At 67.7% G+C, this 19,392-nt stretch carries 18 protein-coding genes; 9 read left to right on the top strand and 9 right to left on the bottom strand.

From position 1 onward, the window contains the following. Positions 1–72: 72 nt before the first annotated feature. The gene (gene tkt, locus EV147_RS00570; protein WP_407923187.1) at positions 73–2,160 is read right to left on the bottom strand and encodes a transketolase; all 2,088 of its coding nucleotides are present in this window, start codon (positions 2,158–2,160) and stop codon (positions 73–75) included. On the opposite strand from tkt, the gene EV147_RS00565 reads away from it, so the two are divergent. From EV147_RS00565 to EV147_RS00550, 4 genes are all read left to right on the top strand, one after another. Further along, entirely contained in the window at positions 2,108–3,082 is a 975-nt protein-coding gene (locus tag EV147_RS00565) for a spermine/spermidine synthase domain-containing protein (protein WP_130389195.1), read from the top strand. The genes tkt and EV147_RS00565 overlap by 53 nt on opposite strands. A gap of 67 nt (positions 3,083–3,149) precedes the next feature. Then, complete coding sequence (locus tag EV147_RS00560) at positions 3,150–3,599, top strand: VOC family protein (protein WP_130389194.1); 450 nt, start codon at positions 3,150–3,152, stop codon at positions 3,597–3,599. A gap of 10 nt (positions 3,600–3,609) precedes the next feature. Beyond that, a complete protein-coding gene (locus EV147_RS00555; protein ID WP_130389193.1) occupies positions 3,610–4,353 on the top strand; it encodes a 16S rRNA (uracil(1498)-N(3))-methyltransferase in 744 nt (247 codons plus the stop codon). 31 nt (positions 4,354–4,384) lie between these two features. Beyond that, positions 4,385–4,999, top strand: coding sequence for a YidB family protein (locus EV147_RS00550; protein WP_130389192.1), 615 nt, complete (start codon positions 4,385–4,387; stop codon positions 4,997–4,999). Between the two features lie 82 nt (positions 5,000–5,081). Here the strand turns inward: EV147_RS00550 and EV147_RS00545 are convergent, their stop codons facing one another. The 3 genes from EV147_RS00545 to EV147_RS00535 form a co-directional block, all read right to left on the bottom strand. After that, complete coding sequence (locus tag EV147_RS00545) at positions 5,082–5,690, bottom strand: barstar family protein (protein ID WP_130389191.1); 609 nt, start codon at positions 5,688–5,690, stop codon at positions 5,082–5,084. Continuing rightward, the gene (locus tag EV147_RS00540) at positions 5,687–6,043 is read right to left on the bottom strand and encodes a ribonuclease domain-containing protein (protein WP_130389190.1); all 357 of its coding nucleotides are present in this window, start codon (positions 6,041–6,043) and stop codon (positions 5,687–5,689) included. Before EV147_RS00540 ends, EV147_RS00545 begins: the two co-directional genes overlap by 4 nt. 433 nt (positions 6,044–6,476) lie before the next feature. Next, positions 6,477–8,801, bottom strand: a complete 2,325-nt coding sequence (locus EV147_RS00535; RefSeq protein WP_130389189.1) for an NADP-dependent malic enzyme — start codon at positions 8,799–8,801, stop codon at positions 6,477–6,479. 263 nt (positions 8,802–9,064) lie between these two features. Here EV147_RS00535 and thiL point away from each other — a divergent pair, with 263 nt between their 5' ends. From thiL to EV147_RS00520, 3 genes are all read left to right on the top strand, one after another. After that, positions 9,065–10,093 carry a thiamine-phosphate kinase gene (gene thiL / locus EV147_RS00530; RefSeq protein WP_130389188.1) on the top strand — a complete coding sequence of 343 codons (1,029 nt, stop codon included), beginning with the start codon at positions 9,065–9,067 and terminating at the stop codon, positions 10,091–10,093. Between the two features lie 118 nt (positions 10,094–10,211). After that, complete coding sequence (locus EV147_RS00525) at positions 10,212–10,784, top strand: phosphatidylglycerophosphatase A family protein (RefSeq protein WP_130389187.1); 573 nt, start codon at positions 10,212–10,214, stop codon at positions 10,782–10,784. A gap of 43 nt (positions 10,785–10,827) precedes the next feature. Further along, positions 10,828–11,325, top strand: a complete 498-nt coding sequence (locus tag EV147_RS00520; protein ID WP_130389186.1) for a CinA family protein — start codon at positions 10,828–10,830, stop codon at positions 11,323–11,325. Positions 11,326–11,400: 75 nt separating this feature from the next. Here EV147_RS00520 and pyrF read toward each other — a convergent pair whose 3' ends face one another. Then, complete coding sequence (pyrF, locus tag EV147_RS00515) at positions 11,401–12,219, bottom strand: orotidine-5'-phosphate decarboxylase (protein ID WP_130389185.1); 819 nt, start codon at positions 12,217–12,219, stop codon at positions 11,401–11,403. Between the two features lie 120 nt (positions 12,220–12,339). Here pyrF and EV147_RS00510 point away from each other — a divergent pair, with 120 nt between their 5' ends. Then, a complete protein-coding gene (locus tag EV147_RS00510; protein WP_130389184.1) occupies positions 12,340–13,224 on the top strand; it encodes a DMT family transporter in 885 nt (294 codons plus the stop codon). 186 nt (positions 13,225–13,410) lie between these two features. Beyond that, positions 13,411–14,373: a magnesium/cobalt transporter CorA gene (gene corA, locus EV147_RS00505; RefSeq protein WP_130389183.1), complete on the top strand. Its 963-nt coding sequence runs from the start codon at positions 13,411–13,413 to the stop codon at positions 14,371–14,373. A 14-nt stretch (positions 14,374–14,387) separates the two neighbouring features. Here the strand turns inward: corA and mtgA are convergent, their stop codons facing one another. The 4 genes from mtgA to EV147_RS00485 all read right to left on the bottom strand — a co-directional run bounded on the left by mtgA (position 14,388) and on the right by EV147_RS00485 (position 19,252). Continuing rightward, positions 14,388–15,089 carry a monofunctional biosynthetic peptidoglycan transglycosylase gene (gene mtgA, locus EV147_RS00500; RefSeq protein WP_130391140.1) on the bottom strand — a complete coding sequence of 234 codons (702 nt, stop codon included), beginning with the start codon at positions 15,087–15,089 and terminating at the stop codon, positions 14,388–14,390. A gap of 80 nt (positions 15,090–15,169) precedes the next feature. Continuing rightward, the gene (gene aroE, locus EV147_RS00495; protein WP_130389182.1) at positions 15,170–16,048 is read right to left on the bottom strand and encodes a shikimate dehydrogenase; all 879 of its coding nucleotides are present in this window, start codon (positions 16,046–16,048) and stop codon (positions 15,170–15,172) included. Further along, positions 16,048–16,977 carry an energy transducer TonB family protein gene (locus EV147_RS00490; protein ID WP_130389181.1) on the bottom strand — a complete coding sequence of 310 codons (930 nt, stop codon included), beginning with the start codon at positions 16,975–16,977 and terminating at the stop codon, positions 16,048–16,050. The genes aroE and EV147_RS00490 overlap by 1 nt, the downstream gene beginning before the upstream one ends. Before the next feature lie 133 nt (positions 16,978–17,110). Beyond that, positions 17,111–19,252: a ribonuclease catalytic domain-containing protein gene (locus EV147_RS00485; RefSeq protein ID WP_130391139.1), complete on the bottom strand. Its 2,142-nt coding sequence runs from the start codon at positions 19,250–19,252 to the stop codon at positions 17,111–17,113. Between the last annotated feature and the right edge of the window lie 140 nt (positions 19,253–19,392).

Genomic DNA, 19,392 nt, shown 5'->3' with positions numbered 1-19,392 from the left:
GAGTGCAATCGATGAAGCCTGGGCCGGCGCCGCCCGCCGGCGCGTCGCACCGGCAGGCCGCACGGGCGGAAATTACTGGGCGAGCGTGGCGCGCACGGTGTCGGCCACGTTGTCGACCGTGAAGCCGAAGTGCTTGAACAGCACGCCTGCCGGGGCCGATTCGCCGAACGTGTCGATACCGACCACCGCCTGGACCTGGTACTTCCACCAGAAATCGGTCACGCCGGCTTCCACGGCGATGCGCGGCACGCCGGCCGGCAGCACGCTGGCCTTGTACGCGGCATCCTGCTTGTCGAACACGGTCGTGGCGGGCACCGAGACCACGCGCACGTGCACGCCCTCGGCGGCCAGCGCATCGGCTGCGCCGATGGCCAGGCCCACTTCGGAACCGGTGGCGATGATCACGGCGTCCGGCGCCTTCTTGCGCGGGTTCTTCGCATCGCGCAGCACGTAGCCGCCGCGTGCGATATTGGCACGCGTGGCGTCGTCACGCTGCTGGAACGGCAGGTTCTGGCGGCTGAAGATCAAGCAGCTCGGGCCGTCCTCGCGGCGGATCGACTGGGCCCACGCCACGGCGGTCTCGGTCGTGTCGGCGGTGCGCCAGACGTCCATGTTCGGAATCAGGCGCAGGCTGGCCACGTGCTCGACCGACTGGTGCGTCGGGCCGTCCTCGCCCAGGCCGATCGAGTCGTGCGTGAACACGTACAGCGTGCGGATCTTCATCAGCGCCGCCATGCGCAGCGCGTTGCGGCTGTAGTCCGAGAACGTCAGGAACGTGCCGCCGTAGGGGATGTACCCGCCGTGCAGCGTGATGCCGTTCATGACCGCGCTCATGCCGAACTCGCGCACGCCGTAGTTGATGTGGTTGCCCCACGCGTCGGCGCGCACGGCCTTGCTGCCCGACCAGTTGGTCAGGTTCGAGCCGGTCAGGTCGGCCGAGCCGCCCAGGAACTCCGGCAGCACCGGCGCAAACGCCTCGATCGTGTTCTGGCTGGCCTTGCGCGTGGCGATCGTCTCGGCCTTTTCCTCGCACTTGGCGATGAAGGCGTCCACCGCCTCGTCAAACGCGCCCGGCAGTTCGCCGCGCATGCGGCGGGTGTATTCACCGGCTTCGTACGGGTGCACTTCGGCGTAGGCCGAGAACAGCGCGTCCCAGGCCTTCTCCAGCGCGGCGCCGGTCGGCTTGGCATCCCACGCGGCGTAGACGTCCTGCGGCAGTTCGAACGGGGCATGGGCCCAGCCCAGCGCCTCGCGCGTGGCCAGCACTTCGGCGCCGCCCAGCGGGGCGCCGTGCACGTCGTGGCCGCCTTCCTTGTTCGGGGCACCCTTGCCGATCACGGTGCGGCAGCAGATCAGCGTTGGGCGGTCGCTGGCCTTGGCCTGGGCGATGGCGTTGTCCACGGCCACGGCGTCATGGCCGTCCACGGCGCGGATCACGTTCCAGCCGTAGGCTTCGAAACGCTTCGGGGTGTCGTCGGCGAACCAGCCCACCACGTCGCCGTCGATCGAGATGCCGTTGTCGTCCCACAGCGCGATCAGCTTGTTCAGCTTCAGCGTGCCCGCCAGCGAGCAGGCTTCGTGGCTGATGCCTTCCATCAGGCAACCGTCGCCCATGAACACATAGGTGTGATGGTTGACGATGTCGAAGCCCGGGCGGTTGAACTCTTCGGCCAGCAGGCGCTCTGCCAGCGCCATGCCCACCGCGTTGGTGATGCCCTGGCCCAGCGGACCCGTGGTGGTTTCCACGCCCGGCGTGATGCCGTATTCCGGATGGCCGGCGGTCTTGCTGTGCAGCTGGCGGAAATTCTTCAGTTCTTCCACCGGCAGGTCGTAACCCGTCAGGTGAAGCAATGCGTAGATCAGCATCGAGCCGTGGCCGTTCGACAGCACGAAGCGGTCGCGGTCGGCCCACTGCGGATTCACCGGGTTATGCTTCAGGTGCCGGCCCCACAACGCCACGGCGATATCCGCCATCCCCATCGGCGCGCCGGGGTGACCGGAGTTGGCCTGCTGGACGGCGTCCATGGCAAGCACGCGGATGGCGTCGGCCATCAGTTTGACGGGCTGGTTGGCGAAAGGACTTGTGGCGGGATGGGCGAGGGCAGACATGCGGGAACCTGACGGCGGGAAAAGCGCAATTTTAGCAGAAGCGGGCGGCATTTCCGGGCGCGCCGAGGCGTCCCGAAGGGGTCATCAAACCTGGACCGAGTGGCTGGCCCCCGGCACGGGCACCACCCTGGGCGAGATCGCCGTGCTGGCGGCCGCCCGTTCACCCCATCAACAGGTGGAAATCGGCGAAAACGCACGCTTCGGCCGCATTTTCCGGCTCGATGGCGTGGTGATGAGCACCGAAGCGGACGCCTTCATCCTGCACGAACTCATGACGGTGCCGATGGCCGTTGTGCACGATACGCCACGTAACGCGCTGGTCATTGGCGGCGGCGACGGCGGATCGGCGTTCGAACTGTTGCGGATTCCCACCATGCGGGAAGTCGTGGTGGCCGAACTCGATGCCGAAGTCGTGCGCCTGGCGCGCGACTGGCTCGGCGGCATTCACCAGGGCGCGCTCGACGAACCGGGCGATCCGCGCCTGCACCTGGCCATCGGCGACGGGCTGGGCCTGATGGAAGCGTTTGCCCGCGCCGGGCGCCGCTTCGACCTGATCGTCTACGACCTGACCGAAGCCGACGATGGCGGCCCGGCCGCCGCGCTGTTCTCGGCGCACGGCCTGCAGACCGCGCGCCGCTGCCTGGCGCCCGGCGGCGCGCTGTCGCTGCACCTGGGCCCGCCGCTGCACCGCCCCGATGCGGCGCGGCTGCTGCTGGGCCGCCTGCGCCAGGCGTTCCGCCACGTGGCCCCGCTGACCGCGTTCGTGCCGGCCTATGGCGCGCTGTGGGGCGTGGCGCTGGCCAGTGACGCGCTCGACATCGCCGCCGCGCCGGCCGCCGCCATCGCCGCCCGGCTGCGCCAATGGCGGCTCGACACCGCGCTGCGCGCCTACCATGCCGAACTCCACCCGGCGCTGTTTGTCCATCCGCGCCACCTGCAGGCGGTCTTCGACAGCGCCGGCCGACCCGCGTAACATGCACTTTCACCCCGGCGCCCATGCGCACCGGGCGTTCCACCGAGCCACCCTCCGGGAGACCAGCATGCCCAGACCGTCCAATACGCCCTGGTTGACGCCCTACCTGACGGTTGCCAGCGGCCGCGCCGCGATTGATTTCTACCAGCGCGCGTTCGGCTTCACGGCCGGCCACGTGATCGACGAGAACGGCGTGCCGACCCATGCCGAACTGCACTACAAGGGCGAACTCGTCGTGATGTTCGCGCCCGAAGGCGCCTGGGGCACCACCGCGCGCACGCCGCGTTCGCTCGGCGTGGAAGCGCCGCAGACGTTCTACGTCTATTGCGACGATGTCGATGCGATGTACGCGCAGGCCACCGGTGCCGGCGCCGTCAGCGTGATGCCGCCCGCCGACCAGTTCTGGGGCGACCGCTATTGCATGGTCGAAGACCCGGACGGCTACCGCTGGGGCTTTGGCACCCCGCTGCCGAAGGCCGACGCCGAGACCGGCGACGTGCCCTCGCCCGAATCCTGACCCTACCCCGATGCCACCGAGATTTTTCGTTGATGCGGCGCTTGCCGCCGATACCGTATTGGATTTGCCCGAGGCCGTGGCACGCCACATCCACGTGCTGCGCCTGTCTCCCGACGACCCGCTGACGCTGTTCAACGGCCAGGGCGGCAGCTTTTCCGCCACGCTGGCCGATCTCGGCAAGCGCAGCGCGACGGCGCGGGTGGGCACCCATGACCCGGCCGAAGCGGAGCCGCCCTTCCGTGTGACGCTGGCGCAGGGGCTGGCCGGTGGCGACAAGATGGACTGGCTGATCGAGAAGGCCGTGGAACTGGGCGTGGCGGCCATCCAGCCGCTGCAGGCCCAGCGCTCCGTGGTACGGCTCTCGGGCGAGCGCGCGGCCAGGCGCGAAGCGCACTGGCAGGCGCTGATCCAGGCCGCCTGCGAACAATGCGGCCGCAATCGCTTGCCGGCGCTGGCGCCCGTGTCTACTTTTGAAGGGTGGCTCGCGGCCGCGCCGGCCGGCGGACACCGGCTGCTGCTCTCGCCGCGCGCCGTGGCGCCGCTGCCCGAGCTGGCCCGGACCCACGCCGACGCGTGGCGGGCCGGGGGCGTGACGCTGCTGATCGGGCCGGAAGGCGGCCTGTCGCCGGAAGAAGAGGCGGCGGCGCGCCACGCGGGATTCATCGGCGTGTCGCTGGGCCCGCGCATCCTGCGTACCGAAACGGCGGGGCTGGCCTGCCTCGCCACGCTGAACGCCATCCTTGGCGGATTCTGACCGTAACCGTAACAGACCATAGGAGTCGAACATGGGACTACTCGATAGCGTGCTGGGCGGGATGCTCGGACAAGGCGGCGGCCAGCAGGCGGGCGGCGGCGGACTGAATCCCAAGCTCATGATGGCGCTGGGCCTGCTGGCGATGCTGGCCATGCGCAACAAGAGCCAGGGCGCCGATGGCAGCGTGGCGCCGGCCGATGCCGGGGACGCGGCCGGCGGGCTCGGTGGGCTGGGCGGACTCGGCGGCCTGGGTGGCGTGCTGGGCGGGATGCTGGGCGGCGGCAGCGCACCGGCGCCGGGCGGACTCGATCTCGGCTCGCTGCTGGGCGGGCTGCTCGGTGGCCAGGGCGACGCCACGAACTCGGCGCAGGCCATGGGCGCGGCGTCGGGCGGCATTGGCGCACTGCGCGACATCCTCGGCCAGGCGGGGCTCGGCCATCAGGTGGATTCGTGGATCGGCACCGGCAGCAACGAGGCCGTCAGCGCGGCCGACCTGCAGGGCGCGCTCGGCGGCACCGGCGCGCTGCAATCGCTGGCCGAGACCACCGGCCTGTCTTCGGACGATGTCGCCGCCAGCCTCAGCGAGGGCCTGCCCGAACTGATCGACCGGCTGACGCCGGGGGGCCAGTTGCCGCCGCAGTCCTGACGGGCGGCCCGCTCTTCCCCAGGATGCAAAAAAGCCCGCTGGACCACAGCGGGCTTTTTCTTGCGTTGCGCTTCGTTGCCGGTCAGGCGAACGAGTAGAACACGCGGAACTGAACCTTGCGTTCGAGCCAGAACTCGGCGGCGTCGCGGAACACGTCGAGCAGCACCTCGCGCGCTTCCTTGTCGAACTTCAGCGCAATCGGCAGACCTTCGAGCACGATCACGAAACCGGGCTGCGGGCCGGCCTTGTAGATCATGTCGGTCAGGCAATCGGACAACGCATCGAAATTCTTGCCAAAATGCTTCGGGAACATGAACTCGGTGGCAATCCGTTCGAGAATCTCGGCCTTGCTGGCGCAATCGGCGCAGTTGGCATAGAGAAAATGCTGGTTCAGCGCCGAGGCCGCCTGGGCCAACTCGGGTACGCGGAATGCGCGGATCGACTGGACGATGTTCGGGCGCACCGTCTTGAACAGATTCATGGCTCCCTCGTTGGTGCCGTCATCCCCCCACGTGGCCATGACCGGCGAGCAAGCGGGCGGAAGTGGGTGCGTCAGATCCTGTCGCGGCATCATCAGCACGTTGTCGTATAGGTTCTGGGCCTGATGGTGGGCCCTTTGCCAGCCATCTCCGGCGCCGCGCTCCTCGCGGGCGGCAAGGGCGTCGCCCAATCCGAAAATGTCAGTCATCATTTGGTTATCCGTTTGAAACTGTTGTAGTGGTCTTCCGTGTAATAGCAGTCGTTGGCGGCGCGTTGATCACCACCGCATACGATCCGCTTGGCTCCCCGATTCCGGCTCTTGCTGTTCTTGACGGTATATTCGCGGTAATACCCGCGGGACTGCGCCGGCAGATGCCGCTCGTAATTGCCGAACCGCGAGCCATCCTTGCCATAGGGAAACGGGCCGCCGGCCTGGATCAGGTCCAGCGTCTGCCGCGCCTCGTTTGGCAACTGCGGTACCGGGATGGTTCCCACCACCCCTTCCACGTCCGCCACCGGCGCCTGCCGTGCGATGGCGCCTTGCGGCGACAGCACCAGCGCCATCGATAACGCGGCACCGGCCAGTGCGCGGCCCAGGCTGCGCGCCAGGGACTGCCGTGGTGACTGCCGCTGCGGCTGGCTCGCTGGATTCCGGGGACCCACGTTATCGAAATATGATCTGGAAAAAGTGGCTGAAGTGGCTGGCTGGCCATTCCGGCAGTGCGCAGGGTGCATGCATCGGCCCACGCCATTGCCGGCAGACCATGGACGAGCGCCTGCATTCAAAGGCGTAAGGTTACGCGGATGTCGCGCATTAATCAATCCCTGCCGTGGTGCCGCCCGAATTTCCTCAATTGTTTCAACATGTTATTGAAATGTGTGCGCATACTAACCTCGCAGACAAGATCGGACGGCGGACATGAAAAAAGCCGGGCGAACCCGGCTTTGTGGCAAGGCCCCGGAAAACCGGAGCCGTGGCGCTTCATGACAGCTCTGCTCAGACCTTGGCAGCGGCATCCACCACCACGAGCGCCGTCATGTTGACGATACGGCGCACCGTCGCGGACGGGGTCAGGATGTGCACCGGCGCCTTCACGCCGAGCAGGATCGGGCCGATCGCCACATTGTTGCCCGCGGCAACCTTGAGCAGGTTGTACGAGATATTGGCGGCGTCGATGTTCGGGCAGACCAGCAGGTTGGCTTCGCCCTTGAGCGCGCCGTCCGGCACCAGCGAATCGCGCAGCTTTTCGTCCAGCGCGCTGTCGCCGTGCATTTCGCCGTCGACTTCGAGATCCGGCGCGCGGTCGCGCAGGATCGCCAGCGTGTCGCGCATCTTGCGCGCCGACGGCGCCTCGGACGTGCCGAAGTTCGAATGCGACAGCAGGCCCACCTTCGGCTCGATGCCGAAGCGCTTCAGTTCCTCGGCGGCCATGATCGTGATCTCGGCCAGCTCGTCGGCGGTCGGGTCCACGTTCACGTGGGTGTCCACCAGGAAGATCTGGCGGCCGGGCAGGACCAGGCCGTTCATGGCCGCGTACACCTTGTTGGTGCCGCCCAGGACCTGGTCGATGTAGCGCAGGTGCGCGGCCGTGGTGCTGACCGTGCCGCAGATCATGCCGTCCGCCTCGCCCTTCTTGAGCAGCATCGCACCGATCAGCGTGGTGCGGCGGCGCATTTCGAGCTTGGCGTACTGCTGCGTGACACCCTCGCGGGCCATCATGCCGTAGTAGGTATCCGAATAATCGCGGAAGCGCTCGTCGTGCTCGGGGTTCACCACGGTGAAATCGGTGCCCATGCGCAGGCGCAGGCCGAAGCGCTCGATGCGGTGCGCCAGCACGGCCGGACGGCCGATCAGGATCGGGTTGGCCAGCTTTTCATCGACGATCACCTGCACGGCGCGCAGCACGCGCTCCTCCTCGCCCTCGGCAAAGACGATGCGCTTCTTCTCCATCTCCACCTTGCGCGCGGCCGCGTAGATCGGCTTCATCAGCGTGCCCGAGTGGTAGACGAACTGCTGCAGCTGCAGGCGGTACGCGTCCATGTCCTCGATCGGGCGCGCGGCCACGCCCGACTTCGCGGCGGCCTCGGCCACGGCCGGCGCCACCTTGACGATCAGGCGCGGGTCGAACGGCTTCGGGATCAGGTATTCCGGACCGAACGACAGGTCCTGGATGCCATAGGCCGACGCCACGATGTCGCTCTGTTCCTGGCGCGCCAGTTCCGCCACGGCATTGGCGGCGGCGATTTCCATCTCGCGCGTGATCGTGGTGGCGCCGCAATCGAGCGCGCCACGGAAGATGAACGGGAAGCACAGGACGTTGTTGACCTGGTTCGGATAGTCGGTGCGGCCCGTGGCCATCACGGCGTCCGGGCGGATCTCCTTGACCAGTTCCGGCATGATTTCCGGATTCGGGTTGGCCAGCGCCAGCACCAGCGGCTTGTCGGCCATCTTCTGCACCATTTCCGGCTTCAGCACGCCGGCGGCGGACAGGCCCAGGAAAATGTCGGCGCCCTCGATGACCTCGGCCAGGCGGCGCTTGTCGGTCTTCTGCGAGAAGCGCGCCTTTTCCGGGTCCATCAGTTCGGTGCGGCCCTCGTAGACCACGCCGGCCAGATCGGTCACCCAGATGTTCTCAATGGGCAGGCCCATGTCGACGAGCAGGTCCAGGCAGGCCAGCGCGGCGGCGCCGGCGCCCGAGGCCACCAGCTTGACCTTGCCGATGTCCTTGCCCACCACCACCAGGCCGTTGACGATGGCCGCGGCCACCACGATGGCGGTGCCGTGCTGGTCATCGTGGAAGACGGGAATCTTCATCCGCTCGCGCAGCTTGCGCTCCACGTAGAAGCACTCCGGCGCCTTGATGTCTTCGAGGTTGATGCCGCCAAACGTCGGTTCGAGCGCGGCGATGATCTCCACCAGCTTCTCGGGGTCCTTCTCGTCGACCTCGATGTCGAACACGTCGATGCCGGCGAATTTCTTGAACAGGCCGGCCTTGCCTTCCATGACCGGCTTCGACGCCGCGGCGCCAATGTCGCCCAGGCCCAGCACGGCCGTGCCGTTGGTGATCACGCCCACCAGGTTGCCGCGCGCGGTGTAGCGGAACGAATTGGCCTGGTCGGAAACGATTTCCTCGCACGCCGCGGCCACGCCCGGCGAGTACGCCAGGGCCAGGTCGCGCTGGTTCGACAGCGGCTTGGTGGGGGTGACGGAGATCTTGCCCGGGGTCGGAAACTCGTGGTATTCGAGTGCGGCCTTGCGCAGCGCCTCACGCTGCTGCTGTTTCAGATCGTCTTGGGACGGGGACTGCTGAGGGCTTGTCATCTGCGCATCTTCCGATCGGTGGAGCCACACTGATTAACACGGGCGTTGAGTACGGGCCGGCTCCACGAACCCGCTGTCTCCGCCTGTTGTCGCTTATTTGCGCTTTCTGGCGCTTTAGGAACTGCGCATTTTATATTGTGAAATACTCTTTCACAATAAGCGTTTTGCGCGGAGCACCTTTTCGATTCGGTACAATATGCCGCATGCCGAAGGGCTTGACCAGCCGTAATCTCCACAGGATCTTCGGGTCATCCCACGCCCACATGCCTGCCCCCAGCCCTGCTCCCCAGTCCGCCTCCCCCGGCTTGTCCCCTGGCTCGTCCCCTTCCGCGCCACTGTCGGAATTCGACCTGATCCGCCGTTTCTTCACGCGCCCGGTGCGCAAGGCCGCGCTGGGCGTGGGCGACGACTGCGCGCTGGTCGAGCCGCGTCCCGGCCACCAGATCGCCATCAGCACCGACATGCTGGTCAGCGGCCGCCATTTCTTTCCGGACGTGCCGCCCCGCGCGCTGGGCCACAAGGCGCTGGCGGTCAACCTGTCGGACCTCGCCGCGATGGGCGCCGAGCCGCGCGCCTTCACGCTGGCGCTGGCGCTGCCCGATTCCGACCCCGCCTGGCTGGAGCCGTTCGCGGCTGGCATGCTGGCGCTGGCCGACGACCATGGCTGCGAACTGATCGGGGGCGATACCACCCGGGGGCCACTGACGATCTCGATCACGGTGTTCGGCGACGTGCCGGCGCGCCATGCGCTGCGTCGCGATGCGGCCCGGCCCGGCGATGACATCTGGATCTCCGGCACGCTCGGCGATGCGCGGCTGGCGCTGGGTGACTGCCGGGGGGAATGGCTGCTGCCCGAACCCGATTTCTCCGTGGTCCGTCCGCGCATGGACACGCCCACGCCGCGCGTGGCGCTCGGGATGGCGCTGCGCGGAGTGGCGCATGCGGCACTCGACATTTCCGACGGCCTGATTGGCGATCTCGGCCATATCCTGGCCCGTTCGTCGGTGGGTGCCATCGTCGACGTCGACGCGTTGCCGCGCTCGGCGATCCTGTCAGACCAGCCGCTGGCATGCCAGCGCGAATGCGTGCTGGCCGGCGGCGACGACTACGAGCTGTGTTTCACGGCGCCGATCGGTGCGCGCGAGGCCATTGCCGACATCAGCCGCCAGCTTGGCCTGCCGCTGACGCGCGTCGGATCGATCACACCGGAAGCGGGGCTGCGCATCGTGGACGGCACGGGCAGCCCATTGCGCTATTCGGGGTTGTCGTTCGACCATTTCGCGGCGCCGTAATCTCCGAATCGAGACGCCCCTGACACGCGTCGCAAGCCGTGTCATGATGCCGCCATGCGCGTACCGGGAGCCACCACGTGCGCGCCACAGATAACTACACAGACGAGCCTATTTCTTGATGTCCGCCTATCCCCCCGGGGCCGCGCCGCGCGACCCCGTCGACCCCGTCACGCTGGAAGCCGGCCAGACCGCCCGCGTCACGCGCCCTACCGCCCGCTTCATGCTCGGCCACCCGGCCCGGCTGATCGCGTACGGGTTCGGCTCCGGCCTGTCGCCGGTCAGCCCCGGCACGGTGGGCACGCTCTACGCCTGGCTGTCGTACGTGGTGATCTCGATGTGGATCGAGCCCTCGACGTGGCTCTACATCATTGCCGGCGGCTTCGTGGTGGGGATCTGGGCCTGCCTGCGCACCGCCCGCGACATGGGCGTGTGGGATCACGGCAGCATGGTCTGGGACGAAATCATCGCGTTCTGGCTGGTCATGGTGTTCGTCACGCCCACCGGTTTCTGGGGTCAGTTCGCCGCCTTCGCGTGGTTCCGGTTCTTCGACATCGTCAAGCCGGCCCCGATCCGCTACTACGACCGTACGCTCAAGGGGCCGGGCTTCACCGGCGCGTTCGGCGTGATGTTCGACGATATCTTCGCGGCGTTCTATACGCTGCTGGTATTCGCGCTGTGGCGCTCGATCTGAGCGCCAAGGCGTTTCGCATCGCATTTCTACGAAAAACCGCGCCATGTCCGTCAGCCGCCTGCTAGACCAGCTTGCCATCCAGGCCGGAGCCGCCCTTGCGGAACGCTCGCTCATGCTTGCCACGGCGGAGTCCTGCACGGGCGGGCTGGTGGCGGCGGCCATCACCGATGTATCGGGGTCGTCGGGCTGGTTCGAGCGCGGCTTCGTGACCTATTCCAACGAGGCCAAGTCCACGATGATCGGCGTGCCGGCCAAGCTGATCCGCGACCACGGCGCCGTCAGCGAGGAAGTGGCCCACGCCATGGCCGAAGGCGCCCTGCTGAACAGCCGCGCGCAGGTCTCGCTGTCGATTACCGGCGTGGCCGGTCCCAGCGGCGGCACCCCGGAAAAGCCGGTCGGCATGGTCTGCTTCGGCTGGAGCAACCGCATCACCACGCGTACCGAAACCCAGCGCTTCAAGGGTGACCGCGCCCAGATCCGCCGCCAGGCGGCGGAGCACGCCATGCGTGGGCTGATCGAGATGGTGAGGAACGAGGAGTAGCTCTGACAGCTGCTGTCGGAGTGCTCCCCTCTCCCGCGTAGTGGGAGAGGGGAGAAAACCAACGGGAAGAGGTTCTTACCCGTGCCGATACCGGTTGATCGTCTCCCGCGTCTGCAGCGCCACGTTGCGGGCCGCTGCGGCGAAGTTCTTGTCGCGGCCGGCGTACAGGATGGCGCGTGACGAATTGATCATCATGCCGGTGCCGTCGGCGGTACGGCCGGCCTTCACGGTGGCCTCGATGTCGCCGCCCTGGGCGCCGATGCCGGGGATCAGCAGTGGCATGTCGCCGACGATCTGGCGCACCTTGGCGATCTCGTTCGGGAACGTCGCGCCCACCACCAGGCCCATCTGGCCATTGGTATTCCAGCGCTCGCGGGCCGCCTCGGCCACCACCTGGTACAGCGGCTTGCCGTCGACCTGCAGGAACTGCACGTCCGAACCACCGGGGTTCGATGTCCGGCACAGCACGATCACGCCTTTGCCGGGATGCGCCAGGTACGGCGACATCGAGTCGAAACCCATGTACGGGCTGACCGTGACGGCATCGGCCTTGTAGCGGTCGAACGCCTCGATGGCGTAGTGTTCCGCCGTGGAGCCGATGTCGCCGCGCTTGGCGTCGAGGATCACCGGAATCCCGGGATGGGCGTCGTGGATGTACTCGATCAGCTGCTCAAGCTGGTCTTCGGCGCGCTGCGAGTGGAAATAGGCGATCTGCGGCTTGAATGCGCAGACCAGGTCGGCCGTGGCGTCGACGATTTCGCGGCAGAACGAGAAAATTGCCCCGCCGGTACCGGTCATCGAAACCGGCAGCTTGTCGGGGTCCGGATCGAGCCCGACGCACAGCAGGGAATCGTTACGCTGCCACGCGGCGGACAGCTGCTCGGTAAATGTCATGAGAGGCTCGGTCAATCTGATTCGGGGGTAACGCCAATTCTACCCGCTGGCCTCCGGGCTGGCGTGCTATTGTCTGCAGCTTCCGCTTAAAAGAGCGACGCAGTGCACGTCGCCACGTCCATGCAACTCGATCGCCGCGGCCTGCTCCTGCTCGTCTTCCTCACCCTCGCCTGGGGCCTGAACTGGCCCATCATGAAGATCGGCGTGGCGCATTTCCCGGCCATGGGTTTCCGGCTGCTGTGCATGGCCGGCGGGCTGGTGGCGCTGGGGCTGGCGCTGAGGGTGCGTGGCGATTCGCTCCATATCCCGCGCGCCACCTGGCCCACCGTGGTCAAGCTGGCCATCCCGAACATGGTCATCTGGCACCTGTTCGCGATCTGCGCCGTCAAGATGCTGTCGTCGGGCCGGGCCGCCATCCTGGGCTACACGATGCCGATCTGGGCCGTGGTCTGGGGGCTGGTGATCTTCCGCGAGCGCATCGCGCTGTCGGCCTGGATCGGCATCGGCTGCGCGCTGGCCGGCACCGTGCTGCTGCTCTCGGGCGAGATCGCCGCGCTGACCGGAAGCCCGGCCGGCACGCTGCTGATGCTGGTGGCCGCCGCCGGCTGGGGCTTCGGCACCCAGCTCATGAAGCGCACGCCGCTGGACGTGCCGATCGGCGCGCTGACCTTCTGGATGCTGGCCGTGACGCTGCCGTTCCTGGCCGTCGGGTCGCTGCTGTTCGAGACCGGCTGGCGCCTGCCCACGGCCGTGGAGTGGGCGGCCATTGCCTACAACGCCGTGGTGGTCTTCGCCTACTGCCACCTGGTCTGGTTCGCGCTGGCGCGCAGCCTGCCGCCGGTGGTGTCGAGCCTGTCGATCATGTTCATTCCGGTGGTCGGGGTGTTCTCGGGCATGTGGCTGCTGGGCGAGACGCCGCACTGGCAGGACTACGCCGCCATCGTGCTGATGTTCGCGGCCTTGTCGTCGGTCATGCTGGCGCCGTTGCTGCGCCGGCGGGGCTGAGATTTCGCTTAACAAGCCCCCCCGCGGTGGATTACACTCGCGGCCATCAGAATCCCACGCGCCTGCGGCGCGATCACGCTTGCCGGCCGCCCCATGGCAGTTCCATGGCCGCGTCGCTGGCGATGCCTTGCCTGCCCTGCCGCCGAGACCTCGGCACAGCGCAAACAGTCACAAGGAATTCCAGGGATGATCAACCTGTTCGTCCTGCAGAAAGGCCGGCTTGCCCAGGAGCAGGTCGACGAGCGCAATGAGCTGCTGCAGCACAAGCCCATCTGGATCGACGTAGTCAGCCCCGACGACGAGGAGTTGGCGTGGATCAAGGAAACCTACGGCGTCGTCCTGCCGGAACTCGAAGACCTGGGTGACCTGGAGGCGTCGGCCCGGTATTTCGAGGGCGAGGACGAGAACATCCACATCCGCACCGATTTCCTGCTGGCCGAGGATGAAGCCTCGCGCAACGTGCGCGTGGCGTTCGTGCTCACGCGCGACGTCCTGTTCTCGATCCACGACGAAGACCTGCCCGTGTTCCGGCTGGTGCGGCTGCGCGCCCGGATGCGTCCCGGCTCGGTGCGCAACGCCAAGGACGTGCTGATGGACCTCTACGCGACCGACGCCGAGTATTCGGCCGATTCGATCGAGGAGATCTACGAGCGCCTGGAGGAAGCCAGCCGCCGCGTGCTGGCCGAGAACGTGACCGATGCCGCCGCCGCCGACGTGCTGGAAACCATCGCCCGCGAGGAAGACCTGAACGGCCGCATCCGCCGCAACGTCATGGATACGCGCCGGGCGGTGTCGTTCCTGATGCGCAGCCAGCTGCTGTCGGCCGAGCAGCAGGACGAGGCGCGCCAGATCCTGCGCGACATCGACTCGATCGAGAACCACACCGCGTTCCTGTTCGACAAGATCAACTTCCTGATGGATGCCACGGTCGGTTTCATCAACATCAACCAGAACAAGATCATCAAGCTGTTCTCGGTGGTGTCGGTGGCGCTGATGCCGCCCACGCTGATCGCCAGCATCTACGGCATGAACTTCAAGCTGATGCCGGAGCTGGACTGGGCCATCGGCTACCCGTGGGCCATCGCGCTGATGGCGGTGTCGGCGGCGATTCCGCTGGTGTACTTCCGCAGGAAGGGGTGGCTGAGCTGAGGCATCGCTGCCCCTCAATCGGGCAGCGCCGCCGCCCCCATCCGGCGGGCGATGATCCCCGCCTTCACCCGGAAGTTCACCCGCACGTTCGCGCAGTATTCCTTCTTGTCGAAGCATTTCGGCGCCGGCAGTGCCGCCGCGAGCCGGGCAGCCTGGCCGACCGTCAGCTTCGACGCCGACGTGCGGAAGTAGTGCTGGGCCGCCGCCTCCACGCCGAACACTCCCTCGCCCCACTCCACCGAGTTCAGGTAGATCTCGAAGATGCGCTGCTTGTCGAGCCAGAATTCGAGCATCCACGTGATGGCCAGTTCCTGGCCCTTGCGCACGTAGTACTGCTCCGATGCCAGGAACAGGTTCTTGGCCAACTGCTGGGTAATCGTGGAACCGCCACGGACGATGTGTCCGCGCTTCTTGTTGCGCTCCCAGGCGTCGAGCATCGCGTCCAGTTCGTAGCCGGGATGGTTGACGAAATCGGCATCTTCACTGGCAATCACCGCGCGCTTGATGTTGCGCGACATCTGGTCGTAGCCCACCCACCGGTGGTCGACCTTGCAGCTCCAGACGTTGATCCCGCACAAACGCCACTGCTCGGCGCGCATGAACGACGTGGACGACGGGTTCAGATACTGCCACGCGGCAATCTGCAGGAAGAAATACGCCTGCATCGCCAGCACGCCGATGATCAGGCATTCGCCGAAATAGCCGATCCAGCGCAGCGGGTTGGCGGCGCCGCCCGTGCGGGCGGCCCGGGCCGGGCGGGTGGCGGCGCTACGCTGGCGGGCCAAGGGCGGCCCCCTCAGCGGCCGGCTTCGGCCTGCAGCGCGGCGCGCAGCTCGGCCAGGACCGGTGCCGTGGCGGGCCGGACGCCGCGCCAGTTGTAGAACGCCTCGGCGGCCTGCTCGACCAGCATCCCCAGGCCATCGGACGTCCGCGCACCGCAGCGCGCCGCGTGCGCCAGGAACACGGTCGGCTTCGCGCCGTACATCATGTCGTAGGCCAGCACGCCCTCGCCCAGCAGGAAATCGGGCACGGGCGGCAGTTCACCCTGCAGGCTGCTGGCCGAGGCGTTGATCACCACGTCGCAGCCTTCCTCCTCGGACAGCGCGCCGAGCGCGTCGAGGCCGCCGGCCCACAGTTCCACGCCATACTGGTCGGCCGCCTCGACGAAGTTCTCGACCATGTCGCTGGCCTTCTGCGCGGTACGGTTGGCCACCACGATCCGCGCCGGGCGGCACTCGATCAGCGGCAGCAGCGCGCCCATGGCCGCACCGCCGGCGCCGAGCACCAGGATGCGCCGGTCTTCGAGCAGCACGTCGAGGTTGTCCTGGATGTCGCGCACCAGGCCCACGCCGTCGGTGTTGTCGCCGTGGATCAGTCCGTCCTCGATCCACATCGTGTTGACCGCGCCGGCCGCTTCGGCACGCGGCGTCAGGCGGTCGGCCAGGTCATAGGCTTCGAGCTTGAACGGCGTGGTCACGTTGAAGCCATGGCCGCCCTCGGCCAGAAAGCGGCGCACGGTGTCGGCGAACGCGTCGAGCGGCGCTTCCAGGCGGTCGTACTGCACCGCCTCGCCGGTCTGGCGCGAGAAGGCGGCGTGGATGGCCGGCGAGCGGCTGTGCGAGACGGGGTTGCCAACCACCACGTAGCGGTCGACGGATTGCGGTTCTGCGGTCATCAGCGTCCTTGCAGCCGGACGTCGAGCCCGCTGCGCGTGAACTTGAAAGTGGAAATGACTTCGAGGATGTCCTGCCTGGTGCGCATTTCCGGGGTGAATGCCCCGAACGGCGCCGCGGCGCGGACGATGGCCACGGCCTGGCGGTCAAGCGCGGGGTCGCCCGAGCTTTTCGCCACGTCGATGGCCTCGATGTTGTAGCCGTCCCGGTTGTAGCCGAGCTTGCCCTGGCGGTTGACGTTGATCACCAGGATCAGCTGGCCGTAGATCGGCTTGCCGTTCTTCTGCGGGAAATCGGTGGTGCCGCGCGATTCGATCTTGCGGCGCAGGCGGTCGTAATACTGCGCGTAGTCCACCCCCTGCGCGCTCGTGGCGGTCAGTTGCAGGCGCTTGGGGCGCTTGGCGTACTGCTCCAGGTTCTTGCCGATCTCGGCTTCGAGCCGCGCCATTTCGTCGGTGGTCGTGCGGTCGTCCTGACCGCGCACCGGGGTGTCGGTGCGCTGCTCGCCCGGCTTCAGCGGCTGGCTGCGCACCGAGGGCGCGGTCTCGCGCGACTGCGTCAGCAGCCGGCGCTGCTCTTCTTCCAGTTGTTCGAGCCGGCGCTGCGTGAGCTTCATCAGCTCGCCGTCCTTGGACTCGGTCTGCGCGGGCAGCGGCGTGGTGGCGCGCTGCGCGTCGTGGTCGCCGCCGCCGTCGAGGTTGGCCTGGGCCAGCACGGTCGGGTTGCGCGGCTTCTCGGCCGACTTGGCGTTGACCAGCACCACGTCGAGCTGCGGGTCGGAGCGCTTGATCTCGAAGACTTCGGGCGCGGCAATCCGCACCATCAGCAGCACCGCGTGAATGGCCACCGAGACGACGAGCGCCTTGGCCAGCGTGCCGCTGGATTGCCACCAGTCGCGCGGGTGGCGGGGAGCAGGGAGAACGGCGTTCACGGTGGGTAGCGGCCTGATGGGGGCGGGTCGGTCGAAGGGGGCAGTATTTCGGTCACGCGCCGGCCACCCCACGGCAGGGGGATGGCCGGCGCAGACTCCGATTGTACGGGAGCCGCCCTGTTTACCGAAGCGCTCAGGCGGCCGGAGCCGCCCCGGTGTCGCGTGGCGCCGACGCCTCGCCGTCCGGCGCTTCGTCCACCTCCGTGGCACCCTCGGTGCCGGCCTCCGCAGCCGCCTCGGCGGCATCCTCGGCGGCCGCGTCGGCGGCGGCTTCGGCCGACACCTCGGCCATTTCCTCGTCGCCCACCTCGTCACCTTCCTCGCCGCCGTCGCCGGCCAGTTCCTCCTCGGGCAGTTCGCCTTCGCCGGCGAACACCTCCAGCACCCGGCACGAGACTTCGAGCGAGATTTCGTCGGTGGCGCCGATTTCGAGCAGCACCTGGGTGCCGCGCGACGCCTGCGCCAGCTCCGGCACGCGCGTCACCAGCGGGATCTCGGCAAAGCGCACCGCGCCTTCCTTGAGCGTGGTGGCCATCAGCTTGTCGCGGTTTTCCTGCTTGAGCCAGCGCAGGCACCAGTAGCGCTCCATGGTCGACTGGTGGTCGGCGTAGGCGGCGTAGGTGCCTTCGAAGTCGGCCACGGCGGCCAGCAGGTCGGCGTCCTTGGGCTTGAACGGCGCCACCAGCTTGGCCGTGACGCCATGCTGGGCCACCGCCAGGATCTGCCACTGGTTGACCAGGTCGACATAGCGGCGCAGCGGCGAGGTGCTCCACGCGTACTGCGCCACGCCCAGCCCCTCGTGCGGCGCGGGATAGGTCTGCATGCGCGTGCGGTGCATGCCCCACGCCTTCTGCGTGCGGTAGATGCCCGGTACGCCGTGGTCCGCCAGCAGCTTGCCCCACGTGCTGTTGGCCAGGATCATCAGTTCGGCCACGATCTTGTCGAGCGGCGACCCGCGCCGGCGCTGCTCGATCCGGACGCGCTCGCTGCCGTCGTCCTGCGGATCGATATAGAAGTTGAAGTCCGCGCGGTTGTGCGATTCCGGGCGCAGGCCGCTGGCCAGGCGCGCCTTCTGGCGCTCGTCGTGCAGATGGTTGGCCAGCCTGTACAGTTCGGTCAGCGCCTCGCGGAACGGGTAGTCGCCAGTGCCGGCGGCCAGCGCGGCCTCGGTCACCACGTCTTCGAGCAGGTTGTGGCGCAGGTTGGCCGCGATCGGCACCAGTTCGGCGCGCGTCTCGCTGCCGAGGATCGTCAGGCCGTCGATGCCATGCGGGTCGATCGTCACGTACAGCGACAGCGCCGGGCAGGTGCGCCCTTCCTGCAGCGTGTACTTGTCCACCACGCTGTCGGGCAGCATCGTGATCTTGTCGCCGGGGAAGTAGACCGTGGACAGCCGGTGCCGCGCGATGGCGTCGAGCGCCTCGCCCCGGCGGATGCCCAGGCCCGGCGCGGCGATGTGGATACCCACGCGCAGCTTGCCGTCGCCGGCAGGCGTCACCGACAGCGCATCGTCGATTTCGGTCGTCGTGACATCGTCGATCGAGAACGCCTGGACGTCGGCCAGCGGCAGGTCGCCGGACGGCTCGGGCACCTCCACGTCAGGAAAGCCGGTGCCCTTGGGGAAGCAGTCGGCCAGGAACTTGGCCTCGTGCAGCGCACGCGGGCTTTCCACGCCGCCCACGGCCACCATCAGCCGCATCGGCGACATGCCCTGCGCCGTGCACGCGGCGTCCATGGCCTTGTATTCGAGGCTGTTCTTGTCGGGCTTGAACAGCAGTTGCAGCACCTTGCCGCGGAACGCCTCGGGCAGCTTGCCGTCCTTCAGCTGGGCCTCGTACCCGGCCTGCTGCACGAGCTGCTGCTTCTTGCGCTCCACCGCGGCCAGCGCGGCCTTGAGCTGGTCTTCCGGCGCGCGCGCGTAGCGGCCCCGGCCCTTGCGGCGGAAGTAGACCGGGTTGCCGTGCAGCGCCATGGCCAGCGCGGCCTGCTGCACCGCGCCCGCATCGGCGCCGTAGTATTCGGCGGCCAGCTCGGCAAAGCCGAATTCCTCGGCCGGCGCGCATTCCCAGAGGAAGTCGAGGTCGATCTCGGCGGTCAGGTCGCCGGTTTGCCGCACCATTTCGATTGCCGACGGCTGGGCGAACTGCAGCAGCACGTCCTTTGCCTTGACCTTGGTGCGCTTGCCAGCGGGCAACTCCACCTGGTAGGCCTCGCCCTGTTGGGCAAGGACGGTGCCGGCGCGGATTTCGCCGCCTTCTTCGAACAGCAACTGCATGGATTGGGCTTTCACAAAGACCGGAACCCGCCTCGACGTGCGCATCTACGCACTTTTCAGCGAATGGCTCCGGGGAGATATTCGAGCCGGGATGATACCGCACCGCGCCTTCGGCCAAGGGCCGCCAGCCGGTGCTTCCC

This window comes from Cupriavidus agavae, from assembly GCF_004217045.1.
GTDB classification, from domain to species: Bacteria; Pseudomonadota; Gammaproteobacteria; order Burkholderiales; family Burkholderiaceae; genus Cupriavidus; species Cupriavidus agavae.
The sequence above is the reverse complement of the archived record's forward strand: the minus strand, read 5'-3'. Positions and strand labels throughout refer to the sequence as shown.

Coding starts and splice junctions, on each gene's coding strand:
- EV147_RS00535 (WP_130389189.1), bottom strand. CDS start 8,801: ATGACAAGCCCTCAGCAGTCCCCGTCCCAAGACGATCTGAAACAGCAG.
- aroE (WP_130389182.1), bottom strand. CDS start 16,048: ATGACCGCAGAACCGCAATCCGTCGACCGCTACGTGGTGGTTGGCAAC.
- EV147_RS00560 (WP_130389194.1), top strand. CDS start 3,150: ATGCCCAGACCGTCCAATACGCCCTGGTTGACGCCCTACCTGACGGTT.
- pyrF (WP_130389185.1), bottom strand. CDS start 12,219: ATGACATTTACCGAGCAGCTGTCCGCCGCGTGGCAGCGTAACGATTCC.
- tkt (WP_407923187.1), bottom strand. CDS start 2,160: ATGCCGCCCGCTTCTGCTAAAATTGCGCTTTTCCCGCCGTCAGGTTCC.
- EV147_RS00540 (WP_130389190.1), bottom strand. CDS start 6,043: ATGGCGCTGGTGCTGTCGCCGCAAGGCGCCATCGCACGGCAGGCGCCG.
- EV147_RS00485 (WP_130391139.1), bottom strand. CDS start 19,252: ATGCAGTTGCTGTTCGAAGAAGGCGGCGAAATCCGCGCCGGCACCGTC.
- EV147_RS00510 (WP_130389184.1), top strand. CDS start 12,340: ATGCAACTCGATCGCCGCGGCCTGCTCCTGCTCGTCTTCCTCACCCTC.
- EV147_RS00565 (WP_130389195.1), top strand. CDS start 2,108: ATGCGGGAACCTGACGGCGGGAAAAGCGCAATTTTAGCAGAAGCGGGC.
- EV147_RS00525 (WP_130389187.1), top strand. CDS start 10,212: ATGTCCGCCTATCCCCCCGGGGCCGCGCCGCGCGACCCCGTCGACCCC.
- EV147_RS00520 (WP_130389186.1), top strand. CDS start 10,828: ATGTCCGTCAGCCGCCTGCTAGACCAGCTTGCCATCCAGGCCGGAGCC.
- EV147_RS00550 (WP_130389192.1), top strand. CDS start 4,385: ATGGGACTACTCGATAGCGTGCTGGGCGGGATGCTCGGACAAGGCGGC.
- EV147_RS00545 (WP_130389191.1), bottom strand. CDS start 5,690: ATGATGACTGACATTTTCGGATTGGGCGACGCCCTTGCCGCCCGCGAG.
- corA (WP_130389183.1), top strand. CDS start 13,411: ATGATCAACCTGTTCGTCCTGCAGAAAGGCCGGCTTGCCCAGGAGCAG.
- EV147_RS00555 (WP_130389193.1), top strand. CDS start 3,610: ATGCCACCGAGATTTTTCGTTGATGCGGCGCTTGCCGCCGATACCGTA.
- thiL (WP_130389188.1), top strand. CDS start 9,065: ATGCCTGCCCCCAGCCCTGCTCCCCAGTCCGCCTCCCCCGGCTTGTCC.